Genomic DNA, 18,216 nt, shown 5'->3' with positions numbered 1-18,216 from the left:
GCCCCGCGGAAGAACTCGACGGTCCGCTTGCTGTCGTTGCGGATGTTGAAGCTCTTGGAGCCCAGACCGCTCACCACGGTGATGCAGCCGTCGGGGTGGGCGGAGAACGACCGCTCGTTGATGAAGATCCGGCCGATCTCGTGGTGGCGGCGCTTGCCCTGCTCGCCGCGCTCGCCTTGCTCGCCGCGCTCGCCTTGCTCGCCGCGCTCGCCCTGCTCGCCGCCGCGGCCGCCGCCCTCGTTGCCCTTGCCCTGTCCGCCCTGTCCGCCCTGTCCGCCCTGTCCACCCTCGCCGCCCATCGGCGCCTGGGCCGGAGCGGGCGCCTGCTGGACGACGGCCGGGGCCGCCTCGGGTGCGGGGGCGGCCGTGGCGTAGGTGATGCCGGTCGCGACGAGCGCTGCTGCGGCGGCGACAGCCGCGGTGACGGCGCTGGAACGGGTCTTGATCATGTCGCTTCTGCTCCTGTCTCAAAGTGGCCGGCTTTGGCAGTCGGCATGTGAATGAACGTAATAAAAGCCTCACAGACTGTCATTTCGGGCCAATGGGAGGGGGTGGTGCTGTGGAGCCGAACGGGGGACCCAGGGCGCCCGCACGCCCGGTTTTCCGGCTGCTGACGGCGCGTCAATCTTCGTTGGATGCCCGGCGGGTCGGTGATCGACTAGGCCTTCAAGGTGATCTCTGACGCCCGCTCACCCGTGCGGCAGCGAGTCGCCTGGAAACGGGGGCGCGAAAGGGCCAAGGGCGACGAGACCGCCTGACGCACCGCCACGCGCGGTCGCTGTCTCGTGGAGTGCCCGGCGCAGGTCGCGGCGTCGTTGACGCCGTCGCCGGCCATCAGCACCTTCCGGCCGGCCTGCTCCATCTCCCGTACCTGCCCACCTTTTGTCCTGCGGGAGCAGAGCGGCGCGGACGTCGGTGACGCCCTCTACGACAACCTGCGTCTCGGCGTCCGCGACGTCCGGGCCGAGCGTCCCGTAGGAGCCTCTGCCGACTGAACTGATGGCCTGCGGCCGGGCGTCGGCCTGCGCGGCGAGGCGTACCCGCGCTGGGTGTGGCGCGCCCGGGATGCCGGTCCGGTCCGGCGGGGGCGTCGTCTCGGTCAGGTGTGGGCCGGGGCGGGGCGCAGGGCGAGCAGGGCGGCGTCGTCGGTGCAGTCGGCGGCCAGTCCGCCGAGCAGCTCGTCGCAGAAGACGTCCAGGGGTTCGCGGGCCAGTGCGGCGGTGTGCTGGCGCAGCCGGGCGAACCCGCGGTCGAGGGATTCGGCGCGGCGCTCGATCAGCCCGTCGGTGTAGAGCAGCACGGTCGAGTACGGCGGCAGCTCGTCGATGGCGGTCGGGCGCTGGTGCCCGGGGTCGAGGCCGATCAGCAGTCCCGCGCCCGTCTCCAGATAGCGGGTGTCGCCCTCGGCGGTGGTCAGCAGCGGTGGCAGGTGCCCGGCGCAGGAGTGATGTAGCCCCCAGGGGCCGCTCATCTCAGGGGGGTCCTTGACGAGGGCGTAGATACACGTGGCGGTCGCCTCGTGCTGCAGTGTGTGGCTGGCGATGTCCAGGCGGCGCAGGACGTCGCCGGGGGGCTCTTGGCGGTCCACGGCGATACCGCGCAGCATGTTGCGCAGGGCGCTCATGTCGATGGCCGCTTGCAGGTCGTGGCCGGTGACGTCGCCGATGACCAGGGCGGTGTTTCCCCGCGGCAGCACGAAGGCGTCGTACCAGTCACCGCCGACCTGCGCGACGGCCTGCGCGGAGGCGTAGCGGGCGGCGATCTGGAGGTTGCGGACCTGCGGCAGCTCGGGCAGCAGGGCGCGCTGGAACCGCTCGGCGATGCGCTGGGTCTGCTGGTACAGCCGCGCGTTGTCGACTTGCACCGCCAGGCCGCGGACCAGTTCCTCGATGAGGGGGAGATCGTCCTCGGTGAACGGGTGGTCGGGGTCGGTGCGCGACACGGTCAGGGCGCCGAGGACCTCCCGCCGCGCCCGTAGCGGGGTGATGACGGCGCTGTGCGCGCCCAACTGCTCGAACAGTTCCAGCTGCCGCGCGTGCAGCGGGTTCACCGCCCGGCTCGGCGGGCACATGTCGGCGATCAGCAGCGGACCCGCCCCGCGCAGCACCCGCGGCAGCGGCCCGCCCGCATCCTCGGGCACCGGCGGAAGCAGTCCTTCGTAGCCACCCGGAATCAGGGCCTCGGGGGTGCGGTGGACGACGACGGCCCGCTCCAGCCGGCCGCACTCGTCGAGCAGATCGACCACGCACCAGTCGCCCAGCCGCCCGGTCAGCACGCGGCACGCTCGCCGCAGTCCGTCCAGCAGGTCCAGCGTGCTGGCCAGCGCCGCTTCGGCGTCCGCCAGCAACGTCAGACGGCCCAGCCGCGCTTTGTCGTCCTCGCCCTTGCCCATGCCATACGTCTTCCCCGCCCTGAACCTGCCACGACAGGACTGTCCTCCCTATGACGCTGACGGTGCGCTCCACCACGGCGTGCAGCGGGCCGGGTGGGGGTCGTCACCGCGGTCTGTCATGTCAGGTCCGGATCCGCAGAACCTTCACCTGGTCCGCATCGAACTGTTCGAAGTGGAACTTCAGGCCGGCGAAGGGGCTGCCCGGGAAAACCACGCCCCGCGCAGTTCCGGCGGCTGGGCCGCGGCACTCGCCGACCGGGCCGTCGGTTCCGCGCTCCAGCACATGCATGCCGAGCCCGCGACGGCCTGGACCGTCGAGCGGCTGAGCCGGCGGGCCGGCATGTCCCGGGCCGCGTTCTCCCGGCGCTTCACCGAACTCGTCGGGCGCCCGCCGATGACGTACCTGACCTGGTGGCGGATGACCACGGCCGAACGGATCCTCCGCGGCGACGACGACGCGCCGCTCCAGACCGTCGCCGAACGAGTGGGGTACCGCTCCGAGTTCGCCTTCAACCGTGCCTTCAAGCGCGAGTTCGGCGTCAGTCCGGGCGCCTACCGGCGGCAGGGCGCGGGCTCCCGAGCTCCTGCCTGACGATGGACTACGACAGCCGAGACGGCCGCGCGCCCGGAAGTGAGGGAAAGCCCCCGACGGGTCCGAAGCCGGCCCGGGCGGATTCGGCCACACTCATGCCACCACTCCTTCCGCCCACCGCGGCGGGGGCTCTCGTGCTGGTCCGGCTCGTCCCGGCGCGACACCACCTATCATCCCTCCGGACCAGTTGCCCCGCAGCCTCCCCCGAAGCGGCCCCGCGGCCGCCGCACACCCGCCGGATTCCTCGCCATCAGGCCGCTGACCAGGGCGGAACCGGTCGGCACCCAGCCGCGCACATGTGGCCGGCAACCATGGCCGACGCGCACGACGCGCTGCTGCCGCCGGACACCTTCCACCTGCCGGTGGGCCGCCCCGTCACCCACAAGGTCCACCGCGACACCGCGCGCTCCTCCCGGCTCGTGCTGCCGTTCACGACGGTCCCGGCGACGGACGCGCCACGGCAGGCCCCCCTCAGTCGCCCGGCCGCTTCATGGAGCGGGAGCGTCGGTGGGCCGCGACCCGTTCGCGGGTCGCGCACCGCCGGGAGCAGTAGCGGCGTTCGGGGCCGCTGCCCTGGGTGATGAAGACGTTCCGGCAGCTGGGGGAGGAGCAGACCCTGCCGGGCGGGCGCTGACGGTCCCAGAGGATCATCGCCGGCACGGGGATGGGCCTGGTCTTCGCGCCGACCACGGCGGTCGTACTCGGTTCCGTGGACGCGCACCATCGGGGCAAGGCCTCCGGCGCCAACAACACCGTCCGCGAGATCGGGGGCGCCCTCGGCACCGCCGTACTGAGCGGCGTCTTCGTCCACTACGGCAGCCCCCGCGGCCCCCAGGACTTCGTCGACGGCATGCGCCCGGCGATCTGGATCGGCGTCGCCGTGGTGCTAGTCGGCGCACTGTGCGCCCTGGCGATCCCCCGGACGGTGACGGCGAAGAGGATCCCCGCCGCCGAGGAGCAGGAGAACGAGCGGACTCCGAGCCCGGCCGGCGCGTGAACTCGCCCGCTGTGCACCCGACTTGGCATGCCCAACGGGCATCCGCCGGGGAGACCCGCTCAAGATCGACGAGCGCCGGTGGGAGCCGTGTGCGCACGGTGGAGGTAAGCGGCGGGCGACTGTCCTGGTGCGGGGTCGCCTCGCGCGCGCATCGTTACGCACATGGGGAAAGCATCATGACCAAGAGCACCGTGCGGACCTCCGCCCCTCCGAGCGCCCTGGCGGATCCGCTGCTGAACCACGGAGTGGCGTTCACCGAGGCGGAGCGGGACGAGCTGGGCCTGACCGGGCGGCTGCCGTCGGGCGTGCTGACACTCGAGCAGCAGTCGCGGCGCGCCTACGACCAGTTGCAGGCCCAGGGCGGCGACCTGGCCAAGAACGTGTTCCTCGAACAGCTCCACGACCGCAACGAGACCCTGTACTACCGGGTGCTCACCGATCACCTGGTGGATCTGTTGCCCATCGTGTACGACCCCACGGTCGGCGAGGCGATCGAGAAGTACTCCCACGAGTACCGCCGCCCCCGGGGTGTCTTCCTGTCCGTCGACCGCCCGGAGGACATCGAGAAGGCCTTCGCCACGCTTCGGCTCGGGCCCGAGGACGTGGACCTGATCGTGTGCACGGACGCGGAGGAGATCCTGGGCATCGGCGACTGGGGTGTCGGCGGGATCCAGATCTCGGTCGGCAAGCTGGCCGTGTACACGGCGGCCGCCGGCATCGACCCGCGCCGCGTCATCCCCGTGTCGCTGGACGTGGGCACGGACCGCGCGTCCCTGCTGGAGGACCCGCTGTACCTGGGCAACCGGCACCACCGGGTGCGCGGCGCCGGCTACGACGCGTTCATCGAGAGGTACCTGCGGATCGCGTCGTCCATGTTCCCCGGTGCGCTGCTGCACTTCGAGGACTTCGGCCCCAGCAACGCCCGGCGCATCCTGGAGACCTACGGCGGCACCTACCGGATCTTCAACGACGACATGCAGGGCACCGGGGCGATCACCCTGGCCGCGGCGCTGTCGGCCGTCAAGGTCAGCGGTGTGCCGATGCGTGAGCAGAGGCTCGTGGTCTTCGGCGCCGGCACCGCCGGTGTCGGTATCGCCGACCAGTTGCGCGACGCCATGATCCGTGACGGCGCGAGCCGCGAGCAGGCCACCGCACAGGTGTGGCTGATCGACAAACAGGGCCTGCTCACCCGTGACATGGCCGATCTGCGCGACTACCAGCAGCCGTACGCGCGCGATCCTGCGGAGGTCGTCGGCTGGGCGGGTGACGGCGGCGCGATCTCCCTGGTGGAGACCGTGCGCCGGGTCGAACCGACCATCCTGCTCGGCACCTCCACCGTGCACGGGGCGTTCACCCGCGAGGTCGTCGAGGCCATGGCCGCCGGCACCGAGCGGCCGATCATCTTCCCGATCTCCAACCCCACCTCGCGCATCGAGGCCATGCCCGCCGACGTCATCGCCTGGTCCAACGGCAAGGCCCTGGTCGCCGTCGGCATCCCCACCGCGCCCGTGGACCACGGGGGAGTGACCTACCGGATCGCCCAGGCCAACAACGCGCTGCTGTATCCCGGCCTGGGTCTGGGCACGATCGTCTCCCGCGCGTCGCACGTGACCGCCGGCATGCTGCTCGCGGCCGCGCAGGCGGTGGCCGACCAGGTCGACGTCTCCACGCCGGGAGCCTCGCTGCTCCCGCCCGTGGAGAACCTGCGCGAGTCGTCGGCGCTCACCGCGGCAGCCGTGGTCCGCGCGGCCGTCGGCGAAGGCGTCGCCGCCCGCGAACCCGCCGATCCCGACCGGGCGGTCCGCCAGGCCATGTGGCAGCCCGTCTACGCGGGCGGAGCGGATTCATGACGCCGCCCGGCCCCGGCGCGACCCCGGACGGCGATGCCCGGGACGACCGCGTCCCGAAGATCCGCGATCTGCCCGTCGGACTGCACGCGACCGGCACGCGGCGGGAGACCGACTCGATGGGCGCCGTCGACGTCCCGGCCGACCGGTACTGGGGCGCGCAGACCCAGCGTTCGCTGATCCACTTCTCCATCGGGGACGACCGGATGCCCAAGGCCGTCTACCACGCCTACGGCCACGTCAAGAAGGCCGCCGCGATCGTCAACGGGCGGGCCGGACGACTGCCGGCCTGGAAGGCGGGCCTGATCGAGAAGGTGGCGGACGAGGTCATCGCCGGCGAACTCGACGACCACTTCCCGCTGTACGTGTGGCAGACCGGGTCCGGGACGCAGTCCAACATGAACACCAACGAGGTGATCAGCAACCGCGCCATCCAGCTCGTCGGCGGCGAACTGGGCAGCAAGACACCCGTCCACCCCAACGACCACGTCAACATGGGGCAGTCCTCCAACGACACCTTCCCCACCGCCATGCACATCGCCGCGGTCAAGGCCGTCCGCGGGCGCCTGCTGCCCAGCGTGCGGGAACTCCAGCGGGCGATCGAGGCCAAGGCGGAGCAGTGGCACGACGTGGTCAAGACCGGCCGCACCCATCTGGAGGACGCCGTGCCGCTCACCGCCGGACAGGAGTGGTCCGGCTACGCCCACCAGCTCGAGCAGGCGGCCCGCCGGGTCACCGGATCGGCGGAGGGGCTGTACGAGCTGGCCATGGGCGGCACCGCGGTCGGGACCGGGCTCAACGCCCCGCCCGGATTCGGCGAGCGGGTCGCCGTCGAGATCGCCTCCGCGACCGGCCTCCCGTTCACCACCGCCGAGAACAAGTTCGCGGCCCAGGGCGGTCTGGACGCCATGGTCGGTGCCTCGGCCGGGCTGAGGGCGCTGGCCGTGCCGCTGATGAAGATCGCGAACGATATCCGCTGGCTGGCCTCCGGACCCCGCTGCGGCCTGGCCGAACTGAGCCTCCCGGCGAACGAGCCGGGCTCCTCGATCATGCCGGGCAAGGTCAATCCGACCCAGTGCGAGGCGATGGTCATGGTCTGCATCCAGGTGCTGGCCGAGGACACCGCCGTCGCCTTCGCCGGCTCGCAGGGCAACTTCGAGCTCAACGCCATGCGCCCGGTCATCATCAACAACTTCCTGCACGCGGCCACCATCCTCGCCGACGCGTGCACCAAGCTGCGCCAGTACTGCATCGAGGGCACGCGGCTCAACCGAGACCAGATCGACAGGTACGTCGACCGGTCACTGATGCTCGTCACCGCGCTCTCACCGGTCATCGGCTACGACAAGGCCTCGGCCATCGCCCACAGAGCCGACGACGAGGGCACCACCCTGCGCGAGGCCGCACTGGCCTCCGGCTACGTCACCGCCGAGGAATTCGACCGCGTCGTCGACCCGGCCGCCATGGTCGGCGCGGCCGGGCGCCACGGCTGAACGCGCCGTCACGCTTCGGGCCCGCCCGCCGAACGGGAGATCGCCGGGCCAGGTTTCGCGTGGCTGGGGCACATTGGAACCATGCACATACGGCAGCGCCTCGACCGGCCGCGGCAGCCGCGGCGTTCGCGCCACGCGCTGGTGGCGATTCCACTGGTGCTGATCGTCGCGATCACCCTGGGGGACATCCACTCGCCGGAATCCGTCCACCTCGGCCCGCTGCTCGTCGTAGCCCCCGCCATCACCACCTCGTTCGGTGGTTACCTGCTGACCGGACTGATCGGGGGGCTGGCGGTGGGAGCGCAGGTGGTCATCGCGGTGGTCCAAGGAGGAGTGAGCAGCACCAACCACATCTCGCAGCTCATCGCGCTCGCGATCCTCTCGGTCTTCTGCATGGTCGTGTGCTTCTTCCGGGACCGGCGCAACGCGGAGCTGGCCCAGGTGCGGTCCGTGTCCGAGGCCGCCCAGAGAGCCCTGCTGCGCCCGCTGCCCGACCACCTCGGCGACCTGCACATCGCCTCCTCGTACCTGGCGGCCGAGAAGGAGGCGTGCATCGGCGGCGACCTGTACGCGGTGACGCGCACCGGGGACCGTACACGGTTGATCGTCGGCGATGTGCGGGGAAAGGGGCTGGCCGCGATCGGGGAGGCGGCCACGCTGCTCGGCTCGTTCCGGGAGGCCGCGCACCACCACGCCACGCTGCCCGCCCTCGCGGAGGCCCTGGACCGCAGCGTCTGCCGCTACCTCACCGAATTCCCGGAAGCGGACGGGGAGGCCCAGGAGCACTTCATCACGGCGCTGCTGTTGGAGATCCCCGAGCACAGCCCGGTGGCCCGGGTCGTCCACTGCGGGCACCCGCCGCCCTTCCTGATCCGGCAGGGTCACGTCGTCTCCGTGACGAGCACCCGCCCGGCGCCTCCGCTGGGCATGTCGGGACTCCGGCCGGACGCTTACGACACGCATGCTTTCTCGTTCCACCCCGGTGACACCCTGCTCCTCTACACCGACGGCGTCGTGGAGGCCCGCGACCGCGGCCGGGTCTTCTACCCGCTGCAGGAACGGGTCGCGCAGTGGACCAAGTGCGGACCCAGGACACTGGTGCAGCGGGTGGAACAGGATCTTCTCGCCCACACCGACGGGGCTCTCGGCGACGACGCCGCCATCCTCGCAATCCGGCGCGCACCCGCGCCGCACACCGGCCTCCACCTCACCCATCGGGTGCACGAAGCGGTCTGACGTGGCGCAGGAACGCGGCGACCGCGGGAGACAGGTCGCCGCGCGGATGGACGACTCCGACGGTCCAGGCCGGCGCGTGCGCGGCGAAGGGGCGGACCGGGAGCTCCGGGAACCGGGCCGCGAGCGACGGGGGCATGATGCACATGCCGAGGCCGTGCCGGACGAGATCGGCGGCCGCGAGCAGGTCGTTCACCTCGAACGTGACGGTGCGTTCCAGGGACGCCGCCCGGAAGGCCCTGTCGACCTCGTGCCGCACCGCCCAGCCGGGAGAGAAGTCCACCAGCGGCAGCCCGGCGGCCTCGGCCAGGGTCACCGGACCCTCGGGCGGAAGACCGTCCGGCGCCGGCGCGGTCGCCAGGACCATCTCCTCCCGTGACAGCAGCCGGGTCGAAAGACCACGCGGCACCGGGGTGTCCAGAGCGGTCACGGCCAGGTCGACGGCACCGTCGCGCAGCGCCTGCGGGATGTCCGCGGCCGGGGCCTGGCGCAGCCGCACCACCACGCCCGGGTGCTCCCGGTGGAAGTCCGCCAGCGCCGCCGCCAAGCCGCCGTGCAGCCCTTGCATCACACCGATCGTGATCTCCCCGTGCAGCTCGCCCTGGGCGAGGTCGACGGCGGCCCTGGCCTCATCGGCAGCGCGCAGGGCGGCGCGGGCGGCCGGCAGGAACGCGCGCCCCGCCGGGGTCAGCGACACCCGGTGGGTGGTGCGGTGGAACAGCGCCGCGCCCAGTTCGCGCTCCAGGGCGCGGACCGTGCTGGAGACCGCGGACTGCGCGACGTGCAGCCGCCGGGCCGCGGCGCTGAACCCGCCTTCTTCGGTGACCGCGACGACGACCTTCATCTCCCGAAGATCCATGGCCGGCCTTCCCTCGGTCATCTCCTACACAGATAACCATCATCTCTGATTATCTCCGCGCAACGGGAAAAAAGGGATCCGCCGACTCGTTGGCACCAGAAGGCGGTGAACGAGGCCAACGAAGGACCGGGGCTGTTCCACCGCCGCCGGAATCCACCGTCGAGACAGTCGAGGACGGGAGTGCTCTCATGCCGCCGACGTCGGCCACGGGTCCGCGTACGGACCGCGTGTCCGCCCCGAAGACCCAAGGGCCCGAGCGTCCGGACACCGTATTCCGGTACGGCGCGGGGTTCTGGACGGTTGCCGCGGTGTTCGTGACCGCGATGGCGTTCTCCACCGTTCCCACACCGCTGTATCCCCTGTACGAGGCCCATGACGGGTTCTCCACGTTCACGGTCACCATCGTGTTCGCCGTCTACGCGGTCGGAGTGCTGATCAGCCTGCTGCTCGCCGGGCACGTCTCGGACTGGCTGGGCCGCAAGAAGGTCATGGTGTCGGCCCTGGCACTGGAACTTCTCGCCGCCGCCCTGTTCCTGTCCGCGCCGGACCTGCCGCTACTGGTCGTCGCCCGGCTGGTCACCGGTCTCGGCGTCGGCATGCTGACGGCGACCGCCACCGCCTATCTTCAGGAACTGCACAGCGCCCACCGGCCCGGCGCCTCGGCACGGCGGTTCGAGATCGTGTCGACCGCGGCCAACATCGGCGGACTCGGCCTCGGGCCCATCGCCGCGGGAGTGCTCGCCCAGTATCTGGGCGCGCCGCTCCGGCTGCCGTACGCGGTCTTCGTCGTGCTGCTGCTGACCGGCGCGGCCGCCATCGCGCTGATGCCCGAGACCGTCGACAAGCCCGCGGTCAGGCCGGCCTACCGCCCGCAGCGAGCCGGGACGGCCCTCGGCGACCCCGGATTCCTCGCCGCCGCGGCGGCCGGGTTCACCTCCATGGCCGTGTTCGGCCTGTTCACCTCCGTGGTCCCCGGATTCGTCGGCGCGACCCTGCACCACCCGTCACGGGCGCTCGCCGGACTGGTCGTGTCCGCGGTGTTCGCAGCCGCGGCGGCGGCACAGACGGGCACCGGCCGGTTCGGCGCCCGGGCGCGCTGGTACATCGGGCTGCTCGCCCAGGCCGTGGGCATGGCCGTCCTCACGGTCGGCATCCGCCTCGCCAGCCTGCCCGTGTTCCTGCTCGCCGGGATCATCGCCGGGGCCGGCGCGGGCGTGCTGTTCAAGTCCGCCGTCGGGCAGGTGGCCGACATGGCGGCGCCGGCCCGGCGCGGCGAAGCCCTCGCCGGTCTGTTCCTCGCCTCCTACCTCGGTCTCGCGCTGCTGCCCGTCGGCCTCGGCGCGGCCAGTCGCACCATGAGCCTGTCCGATGCGACGACGTGGTTCACCGCAGTCGTCCTCGCGCTGCTCGTCGCCGTCGCCGTACGTGGTCGCCGCCAGGGCCCCACCGCGGCCGGCGAGCCCGCTCCAGGGCACGGGCGGTGAACCCTGCCGGGCAGTGCCCGTAGGCCCACCCGGCCGGTCCGGGAGCAGCCGACCACCCCGACTACCCGTACGCCGGGTCGGCGGCGACCTGGATGTCGAGCAGCAGGGGACCGCTGCGCCGGGCGAGGTCCGGCAACAGACACGCTGTGGATCGGACCGGGCCACCACCTCGTGCACTATCCCGTCTCCGCCGGGGCACCCCGAGTGCGACGGCTGGGACCGGCGGCTGACCGACCTCATCCGCGCCGCCGGCGCCCCCGGCCGCTGGGCGCTGCTGGACAGGCGCCCCGGACCCGGTGGTCCGAGGCGAAGGCGGTCGCGATGACCACCGGCCTGCCGATCGTCGCCGTCCCGACGACCTACGCCCCGCCCGGCTCCGAGGCGACCAACACGCCGTGCGATGAGCCGCGGCTCATGGCACCGGCGCGTGCCCGCCGGTGGCACGGGTGCGGGAGGCGTCGATCTCCGCGTAGGCCTGCTCGCGGCCCTCCCAGTGGGAGCCCTCGACGGACTTGCCGGGTTCCAGGTCCTTGTACACCTCGAAGAAGTGGGTGATCTCCAGCCGGTCGAAGAGGGGGATGTCGTCGATGTCCTGCACGTCCGCGTAGCGCGGATCATGCGCGGGGACGCAGAGGATCTTCTCGTCGGGGCCGCGTTCGTCCTTCATGGCGAACATGCCCACCGCCCGGCACTCGATGGTGCAGCCGGGGAACGTCGGCTCGCCGGTCAGCACGAGCGCGTCCAACGGGTCGCCGTCGCGGCCCAGGGTGCCGTCGATGTAGCCGTAGTCCGCCGGATACTGGGTGGAGGTGAACAGCAGCCGGTCCAGCCGGATGCGGTGCAGTTCGTGATCCATCTCGTACTTGTTCCGGGACCCCTGGGGGATCTCCACGATCACGTCGAACTCCATGGTGTCCTCCTGGTGGCGGAAGCCGTCTCGCCGTGCGGCACCAGGGCGTGCGGCCATACGTGCCGGGCGGGCATGGGCGGACCGGGCCGTAGCCGGGAGCGAGGGTCGGTCGGCGTGGGCATCGTTCCTCCTGGTCACATCCGTTGGACCAGGGACCGTCAGCGGCATCATGCCGCGGTCTCGGTGAGCCCCATCACCGACGCGCTCGGCGCGTTCCGCAGGTGCCCGGCGGATCGCCGTCGCAGGCATCCAGCGTACGCCGAACAGGCATCGTCGACACCGCGACCAGGTCGCCGTCGCCGCACACCTCAGCGCAGGCGCCACTGCGCCGTATGACCTGGTGCGCTGCCCCTTGTGCCGGGTACTCGGAAGGTCTTCCGGTGAAGGAGTGATGGGCTCATGGCAGGAGACGACGACTTCTACACCCGGGATCGTCCGGAGAACCCCGACCTCGAGGAGGACCGCCCGCGCGGTGGCGGTGGCGAGCCCGCCAGTCCCGGTGCGCTCAGGTCCTTCTGGATCTTCTACATCGCGGTGGCGGCGGTGATCGTAATTTTGTTCGTGATCCTCATCTGACGCAGGGCGGCCTGCTCACGGCCGACGTTCCGCGGCGCTCACCAGGCCGTGGGTGACGAGTCCGTACAGCAGGTGCGGCACCACGTCCGACACCCAGTCCGCTCGCCGGGCTCCCAGCCGTGCCAGCGGCAGGTCCGCGGCGGCCATGGCCAGGGCACCGGTGACCACGCCCCCCAACCACCAGGGCATCCGGACACCCGCACTGCGGGCCAGGGGCGACGGCCGCTCCCGTACCGCAGCCCACGGCGATGCCGGCCAGCGCACCGAGACCGGAGAGCCGGTTGTCCCGGCTGCTTCCCGTTCCGGGGACCGGATGCCCCAGGTCCCGCGCGATCTCGTCCACCACCTGCGCGGGGGCCTCGCCGGCCGGTCTTCCCCGCCACGCCATGTCGGCGTAGGTCACGGCGTTCAGCACGGTCGTTCCGGCGGCACCGGCCGCGCCACCCCGCACGATGCTCCCGATCATGTCGGGGCGGGTTCCCCTCACCCGTGGGTGCGAACCGCACGGCTGCGGGTGGCGCGCGGAAGGCCGCCGCGGGCGGCCGGGGGTGGCATACCCTCGCCTGTCTTGGGCACTCGGGCCTCGTCATCCCGAGGGGCGGACGGCCGCGACCAGCGACCGCGCCACGAAACCGTGACCGATTACTGGCGGAACCGGCGGCCCGCACGGATTCCGACGGCGGGAGGAGAGCGTGATGACGAGCGACACCGAGACCGGCAAGGTCACCGGCACCTCGCGCAGCCGGCTCGTCGGCCGACGTCCCCTCGCCCTCCAGTGACTCCCACACCTGTGCCCCACCCCGCCGAGTTGAACGTGGCCGGCCTGGAGGCAGCCCTGCTCGCCGAGGCCGACGCCGAGGTCCGCTTCGACGCGGGCAGCAAGGGCGCGTACGCCACCGACGGGTCCAACTACCGCCAGGTCCCGATCGGGGTCGTCGTCCCACGCGACGTCGAGGCCGGTGCCCGGGCCGTCGAGGTGTGCGCGCGGTTCGGCGCTCCGGTCCTGTCCCGCGGCGGCGGGACCAGCCTGGCCGGTCAGGCGACCAACACAGCCGTGATCGTCGACTGGACGAAGTACTGCCACGCACTGGTGTCGGTCGACCCCGGCAGCCGTACCTGCGTCGTCGAGCCGGGGATCGTCCTGGACGAGCTCAACCGGCAACTGGCCGGCCACCGCCTCCAGTTCGGTCCCAAACCGTCGACGCACACCCACTGCGCGCTGGGCGGCATGATCGGCAACAACTCCTGCGGGGCGTCCGCGCAGGCGTACGGCAAGACCGTGGACAACGTACGCCGACTGGAGATCCTCACCTACGACGGCGCACGGATGTGGGTGGGGCCCACCTCGAAGGCCGAGCGGACGCGGATCGCGGCGGAAGGCGGCCGCGGGGCCGAGATCTACGCCGGTCTCGACCGCATCGTCACCGAGTACCTCGCGGACGTGCGGCACGGCTACCCGGACATCCCGCGCCGCGTCTCCGGCTACAACCTGGACTCCCTGCTGCCGGAGAAGGGCTTCGACGTCGCCAAGGCCCTGGTGGGCAGCGAGGGCACCCTCGTGACCGTGTTGCGCGCCGAGCTGGACCTCGTGCCCGTGCCGCCGTTCCAGTCGCTGCTGGTCCTCGGATACGACGACATCTGCTCCGCCGCCGACGACGTCCCGCGCCTCCTCGAGCACAGCGAGCCCGGCCAACTGGAGGCCCTGGACGACCGGATGGCGCAGTTGATGCGGGAGGAGCACGCCTATCTCGACTCCCTCCGCGCCCTGCCGGAGGGGAACAGCTGGCTGCTGGTGCAGTTCGGCGGCGACAGTCAGGAGGCGGTGGACGATCAGGCGCGGGCGCTGCTGCGGGCGGTGGGCCGCGGTGAGAAGGACTCGGCCGTGGCCTTCTCCGACGACCCGGAGCGCGAACAGGAGATGCTCAAGGCCCGCGAGGCGGGGCTGGGGGTGACGGCCCGTCCCCCGGACGGCCGGGAGACCTGGGAGGGCTGGGAGGACTCCGCCGTTCCGCCCGACCGCCTGGGGGACTATCTGCGCGATCTGAAGGGGTTGTTCGACGAGTTCGGCTACGACCATCCGTCGCTCTACGGCCACTTCGGGCAGGGCTGTGTGCACACCCGTATCCCGTTCGCGTTGAAGACCGCCGAGGGCGTGGCCGAATTCCGCTGCTTCCTGGAGCGCGCCGCCGACCTCGTGGTGTCCTACGGCGGATCCCTCTCCGGAGAGCACGGGGACGGACAGGCGCGCGGCGAACTGCTGACCCGAATGTTCGGCGAGCGGCTCGTCGCCGCCTTCGGCGAGTTGAAGGCCCTCTTCGACCCCGGCAACCGTATGAATCCGGGGAAGGTCGCCGAGCCGAACCCGGTCGACGGACAACTGCGGCTGGGCCCCGCCTGGCGGCCCGCCACCGTAGGGCACCACTTCGGCTACCCCGAGGACGAACACTCCTTCACCCGCGCCGTGATGCGCTGTGTCGGCATCGGCAACTGCCGCAGCCACCAAGGCGGCGTGATGTGCCCTTCCTACCGGGCCACCAAGGAGGAGGAGCACTCCACTCGGGGCCGTGCGCGGCTGCTGTTCGAGATGCTCGACGGCCACGCGGACTCCGCCGTCCAGGACGGCTGGCGCTCCACCGAGGTCCGTGATGCCCTGGACCTCTGCCTGGCCTGCAAGGGCTGCCGGTCGGACTGCCCGGTGGGCGTCGACATGGCCACGTACAAGGCGGAGTTCCTGGCCCACCACTACGCGGGCAGGCCGCGCCCGGCCGCCCACTACTCGATGGGCTGGCTGCCGCTCTGGGCCCGCCTCTCCCGCCTCGCCCCCTCCCTGGCCAACACCGCGCTGCACGCGCCCGTCCTGTCCCGCGCCGGCAAACGGCTCGCCGGCGTCGACGGCGCGCGCCAGGCCCCGGTGTTCGCGCGGGAGTCCTTCCTCCAGTGGTGGCGGGCCCGAGGCGGCGCGGAGCCGGAACCCGGTGACCCCCGGGCCGTGGTGCTGTGGCCCGACACCTTCAGCACCTACTTCCACCCCGCGATCGCCCAGTCGGCCGTCCGGGTCCTGGAGGACGCCGGATTCCGTGTCGCCGTCCCCGGCCGGCCCGTGTGCTGCGGACTGACCTGGATCTCCACCGGGCAACTGCACACGGCCGAGAAGGTGCTGCGGCACTCGCTCGACGTCCTGCGCCCCTGGATCGAGGCGGGCACCCCCGTCATCGGCCTCGAACCCTCCTGCACGGCGGTGTTCCGGGCGGACGGACCCGAACTCCTGCCCGACGACCAGGACATGCGGCGCCTCGCCGGCCGGTTCCGCACCTTCGCCGAGCAGCTCGTCCGCCACGCGCCCGAGGACTGGCGGCCGCCCGCCCTGTCCCGGCAGGCGACGGTGCAGACCCACTGCCACCAGCACGCGATCCTGCACGACGACGCCGACCGCGAACTGATGCGCCGCGCCCACATCGACGCCGACGTCCTCGACGAGGGCTGCTGCGGCCTGGCCGGCAACTTCGGTTTCGAACGCGGCCACCACGAGGTGTCCATGGCCGTCGCCGAACAGGGTGTCCTTCCGGCCGTCCGCGCGGCACCCCCGTCCAGCCTGCTCCTCGCGGACGGCTTCAGCTGCCGCACCCAGATCGAACAGGCCGGCACCGGCCGCGAGGCCCTGCATCTGGCCGAGGCACTGGCCCTGGGACTCGACGGGCCACTCCCCGGCCACCTGCCCGAACGCCTCGCGCAGCGTCCCGCGAAGCCGTCACAGGCCGGCGGCCGGGCGGCCACAGCCGTCGCCGCCGCCCTCGCGGCCACCGCCGCGACAGCGGCCGGCCGCGCCGCGGTGCGCCGCCTGTACCGCACCCCCTAGCCCCGCACCCTCTCCGCTCCACCGGAAAGGCTCCCCGCATGTCCATCAAGGTCTCCGACTACCTCCTCCAGCGCCTGCGCGAGTGGGAGGTGGAGCACGTCTTCGCCTACCCCGGCGACGGCATCAACGGCCTGCTCGCCGCCTGGGGCCGGGCCGACAACCAGCCGAGGTTCATCCAGGCCCGCCACGAGGAGATGGCCGCCTTCGAAGCCGTCGGCTACGCCAAGTTCTCCGGCAAAGTCGGCGTGTGCGCGGCCACCTCGGGACCCGGAGCCATCCACCTGCTCAACGGCCTGTACGACGCCAAACTGGACCACGTGCCCGTGGTCGCCGTCGTCGGCCAGACCAACCGCAGCGCCATGGGCGGCTCCTACCAGCAGGAGGTCGACCTGCTGAGCCTCTACAAGGACGTCGCCTCCGACTTCTGCGAGATGGTCACCGTCCCTGAGCAACTGCCCAACGTGCTCGACCGCGCCCTGCGCACCGCCATGGCCCGGCGTTCGGCGACGGCCGTCATCGTCCCCGCCGACGTGCAGGAACTCGACTACTCGCCGCCGGAGCACGCCTTCAAGATGGTGCCCTCCAGCCTGGGCATGCCCCACTACGCGCCGGTGCCCTCCGAGGAGGATCTCGCCCGGGCCGCGGAGGTCCTCAACGCCGGGAGGAAACCCGCGATCCTCGTCGGCCAGGGCGCCCGCGGCGCACGGCAGGAGGTCATGCGGGTCGCCGACCACCTCGGCGCCGGCGTGGCCAAGGCACTGCTCGGCAAGGACGCCCTCGACGACGACCTGCCCTACGTCACCGGCGCGATCGGACTGCTGGGCACCCGCCCCTCGTACGAGATGATGCGGGACTGCGACACCCTCCTGGTCGTCGGCTCCAGCTTCCCGTACACACAGTTCCTGCCCGACTTCGGCCAGGCGCGGGCCGTGCAGATCGACATCGACCCCCACATGATCGGCCTGCGCTACCCCTTCGAGGTCAACCTGGTCGGTGACGCCGCCCTGACGCTGCGCCGGTTGCTGCCTTCGCTCAAGGTGGCCAAGGAGCAGGGCTGGCGCCAGAAGATCGAGCAGGACACCGCGGCCTGGTGGGAGGTCATGCAGCGGCGCGCCGCGGTCGAGGCGGACCCCGTCAACCCCGAGCACGTCGCCCACGCACTGAACGACCTGCTCCCCGGCAACGCCATCCTGGCCGCGGACTCCGGCTCCGCCGCCAACTGGTACGCCCGCCACCTCAAACTGCGCGGTGGCATGCGCGGCTCGCTCTCGGGCACCCTCGCCACCATGGGCCCCGGCGTGCCGTACGCCATCGGTGCGAAGTTCGCGCACGGCGACCGGCCGGCGATCGCCCTCGTGGGCGACGGGGCGATGCAGATGAACGGCATGGCCGAACTGATCACCATCTCCAAGTACTGGCAGGACTGGGCCGATCCGCGGCTCGTCGTCGCCGTCCTCAACAACCAGGACCTCAACCAGGTGACCTGGGAGATGCGCGCCATGGAGGGCGCTCCGCAGTTCCTGCCGTCGCAGTCGATCCCCGACGTCGCCTACGCCAACTTCGCCCGCACGCTCGGCCTGAAAGGCATGCGGATCGAGAAGCCGGGCGAGGTGACGGGCGCCTGGGAGGCCGCTCTCGCGGCGGACCGGCCCTGCGTGCTGGACTTCGTGACCGATCCGGCCGTGCCGCCCATTCCTCCGCACGCCACCCTCGACCAGATCGAGGCCGCCGCGGCCTCCGTGCTCAAGGGCGACAGCGACCGTGCCGCCGTGGTACGCCAAGGATTCAAGTCCAAGGTGCAGGAGTTCCTGCCCAGCCACCGTGACCGCGGGAGCCGTCCCCGCACACACGGCGGGCGGTGACAGCACCCCCCCGACGCCGTCGGTCGGCGCGGTCCGGCGCGAGTACCGGACCGAGGCGGTGGTCCTGCGCTCGCGCACCTGGGCGTAGGCCATCAGGCCGAACAGGATGGCCAGC

General features: G+C 72.0%; 13 protein-coding genes and 3 pseudogenes. 10 read left to right on the top strand and 6 right to left on the bottom strand.

Going from position 1 to position 18,216, the window contains the following annotated elements:
* Positions 1–449: hypothetical protein (locus ACWEK3_RS39995; RefSeq protein ID WP_453252013.1), on the bottom strand; the 449-nt coding region annotated here is incomplete at its 3' end.
* Positions 450–815: 366 nt separating this feature from the next.
* Here ACWEK3_RS39995 and ACWEK3_RS39990 point away from each other — a divergent pair.
* Positions 816–995 carry a hypothetical protein gene (locus ACWEK3_RS39990; RefSeq protein ID WP_453252012.1) on the top strand — a complete coding sequence of 60 codons (180 nt, stop codon included), beginning with the start codon at positions 816–818 and terminating at the stop codon, positions 993–995.
* A 104-nt stretch (positions 996–1,099) separates the two neighbouring features.
* On the opposite strand, the gene ACWEK3_RS39985 is transcribed toward ACWEK3_RS39990, so the two are convergent.
* Positions 1,100–2,392: a PP2C family protein-serine/threonine phosphatase gene (locus ACWEK3_RS39985; RefSeq protein ID WP_450541374.1), complete on the bottom strand. Its 1,293-nt coding sequence runs from the start codon at positions 2,390–2,392 to the stop codon at positions 1,100–1,102.
* Positions 2,393–2,621: 229 nt separating this feature from the next.
* Here ACWEK3_RS39985 and ACWEK3_RS39980 point away from each other — a divergent pair.
* A pseudogene (locus ACWEK3_RS39980) lies at positions 2,622–2,984 on the top strand (helix-turn-helix transcriptional regulator); the annotation flags it as partial.
* 471 nt (positions 2,985–3,455) lie between these two features.
* Here ACWEK3_RS39980 and ACWEK3_RS39975 read toward each other — a convergent pair.
* Positions 3,456–3,638: pseudogene (locus ACWEK3_RS39975) on the bottom strand (CGNR zinc finger domain-containing protein); the annotation flags it as partial.
* A 10-nt stretch (positions 3,639–3,648) separates the two neighbouring features.
* On the opposite strand from ACWEK3_RS39975, the gene ACWEK3_RS39970 reads away from it, so the two are divergent.
* The 4 genes from ACWEK3_RS39970 (at position 3,649) to ACWEK3_RS39955 (ending at position 8,557) form a co-directional block, all read left to right on the top strand.
* Positions 3,649–3,981, top strand: a complete 333-nt coding sequence (locus tag ACWEK3_RS39970) for an MFS transporter (RefSeq protein ID WP_453252011.1) — start codon at positions 3,649–3,651, stop codon at positions 3,979–3,981.
* A 176-nt stretch (positions 3,982–4,157) separates the two neighbouring features.
* Complete coding sequence (locus ACWEK3_RS39965; protein WP_453252010.1) at positions 4,158–5,831, top strand: NAD-dependent malic enzyme; 1,674 nt, start codon at positions 4,158–4,160, stop codon at positions 5,829–5,831.
* Positions 5,828–7,321 carry a class II fumarate hydratase gene (gene fumC / locus ACWEK3_RS39960; RefSeq protein WP_453252009.1) on the top strand — a complete coding sequence of 498 codons (1,494 nt, stop codon included), beginning with the start codon at positions 5,828–5,830 and terminating at the stop codon, positions 7,319–7,321. The genes ACWEK3_RS39965 and fumC overlap by 4 nt, the downstream gene beginning before the upstream one ends.
* An 81-nt stretch (positions 7,322–7,402) precedes the next feature.
* Positions 7,403–8,557, top strand: a complete 1,155-nt coding sequence (locus ACWEK3_RS39955) for a PP2C family protein-serine/threonine phosphatase (protein ID WP_450541382.1) — start codon at positions 7,403–7,405, stop codon at positions 8,555–8,557.
* On the opposite strand, the gene ACWEK3_RS39950 is transcribed toward ACWEK3_RS39955, so the two are convergent.
* Positions 8,529–9,413: a LysR family transcriptional regulator gene (locus tag ACWEK3_RS39950; RefSeq protein WP_450541383.1), complete on the bottom strand. Its 885-nt coding sequence runs from the start codon at positions 9,411–9,413 to the stop codon at positions 8,529–8,531. The genes ACWEK3_RS39955 and ACWEK3_RS39950 overlap by 29 nt on opposite strands.
* A 188-nt stretch (positions 9,414–9,601) precedes the next feature.
* Between ACWEK3_RS39950 and ACWEK3_RS39945 the strand changes: the two genes are divergently transcribed.
* On the top strand, positions 9,602–10,897 hold the full coding sequence (locus ACWEK3_RS39945; RefSeq protein ID WP_450541384.1) for an MFS transporter: 1,296 nt from the start codon (positions 9,602–9,604) through the stop codon (positions 10,895–10,897).
* A 412-nt stretch (positions 10,898–11,309) separates the two neighbouring features.
* Here ACWEK3_RS39945 and ACWEK3_RS39940 read toward each other — a convergent pair whose 3' ends face one another.
* Positions 11,310–11,807 carry an inorganic diphosphatase gene (locus tag ACWEK3_RS39940; RefSeq protein ID WP_450541386.1) on the bottom strand — a complete coding sequence of 166 codons (498 nt, stop codon included), beginning with the start codon at positions 11,805–11,807 and terminating at the stop codon, positions 11,310–11,312.
* Positions 11,808–12,206: 399 nt separating this feature from the next.
* Here ACWEK3_RS39940 and ACWEK3_RS39935 point away from each other — a divergent pair, with 399 nt between their 5' ends.
* On the top strand, positions 12,207–12,383 hold the full coding sequence (locus ACWEK3_RS39935) for a hypothetical protein (protein ID WP_450541388.1): 177 nt from the start codon (positions 12,207–12,209) through the stop codon (positions 12,381–12,383).
* A 15-nt stretch (positions 12,384–12,398) separates the two neighbouring features.
* On the opposite strand, the pseudogene ACWEK3_RS39930 reads toward ACWEK3_RS39935, so the two are convergent.
* Positions 12,399–12,849 (bottom strand): annotated as a pseudogene (locus ACWEK3_RS39930) (hypothetical protein).
* Positions 12,850–13,158: 309 nt separating this feature from the next.
* On the opposite strand from ACWEK3_RS39930, the gene ACWEK3_RS39925 reads away from it, so the two are divergent.
* Positions 13,159–16,239, top strand: coding sequence for an FAD-binding and (Fe-S)-binding domain-containing protein (locus ACWEK3_RS39925; RefSeq protein ID WP_453252008.1), 3,081 nt, complete (start codon positions 13,159–13,161; stop codon positions 16,237–16,239).
* Positions 16,240–16,277: 38 nt separating this feature from the next.
* Positions 16,278–18,101, top strand: a complete 1,824-nt coding sequence (locus ACWEK3_RS39920; RefSeq protein WP_453252007.1) for a thiamine pyrophosphate-requiring protein — start codon at positions 16,278–16,280, stop codon at positions 18,099–18,101.
* The last annotated feature ends 115 nt before the right edge of the window (positions 18,102–18,216 follow it).

The sequence above is a fragment of the Streptomyces sp. NPDC004721 genome, from assembly GCF_053601495.1.
Note: the sequence above shows the minus strand (reverse complement) of the source record. Positions and strands in the feature narration are given on the sequence as shown.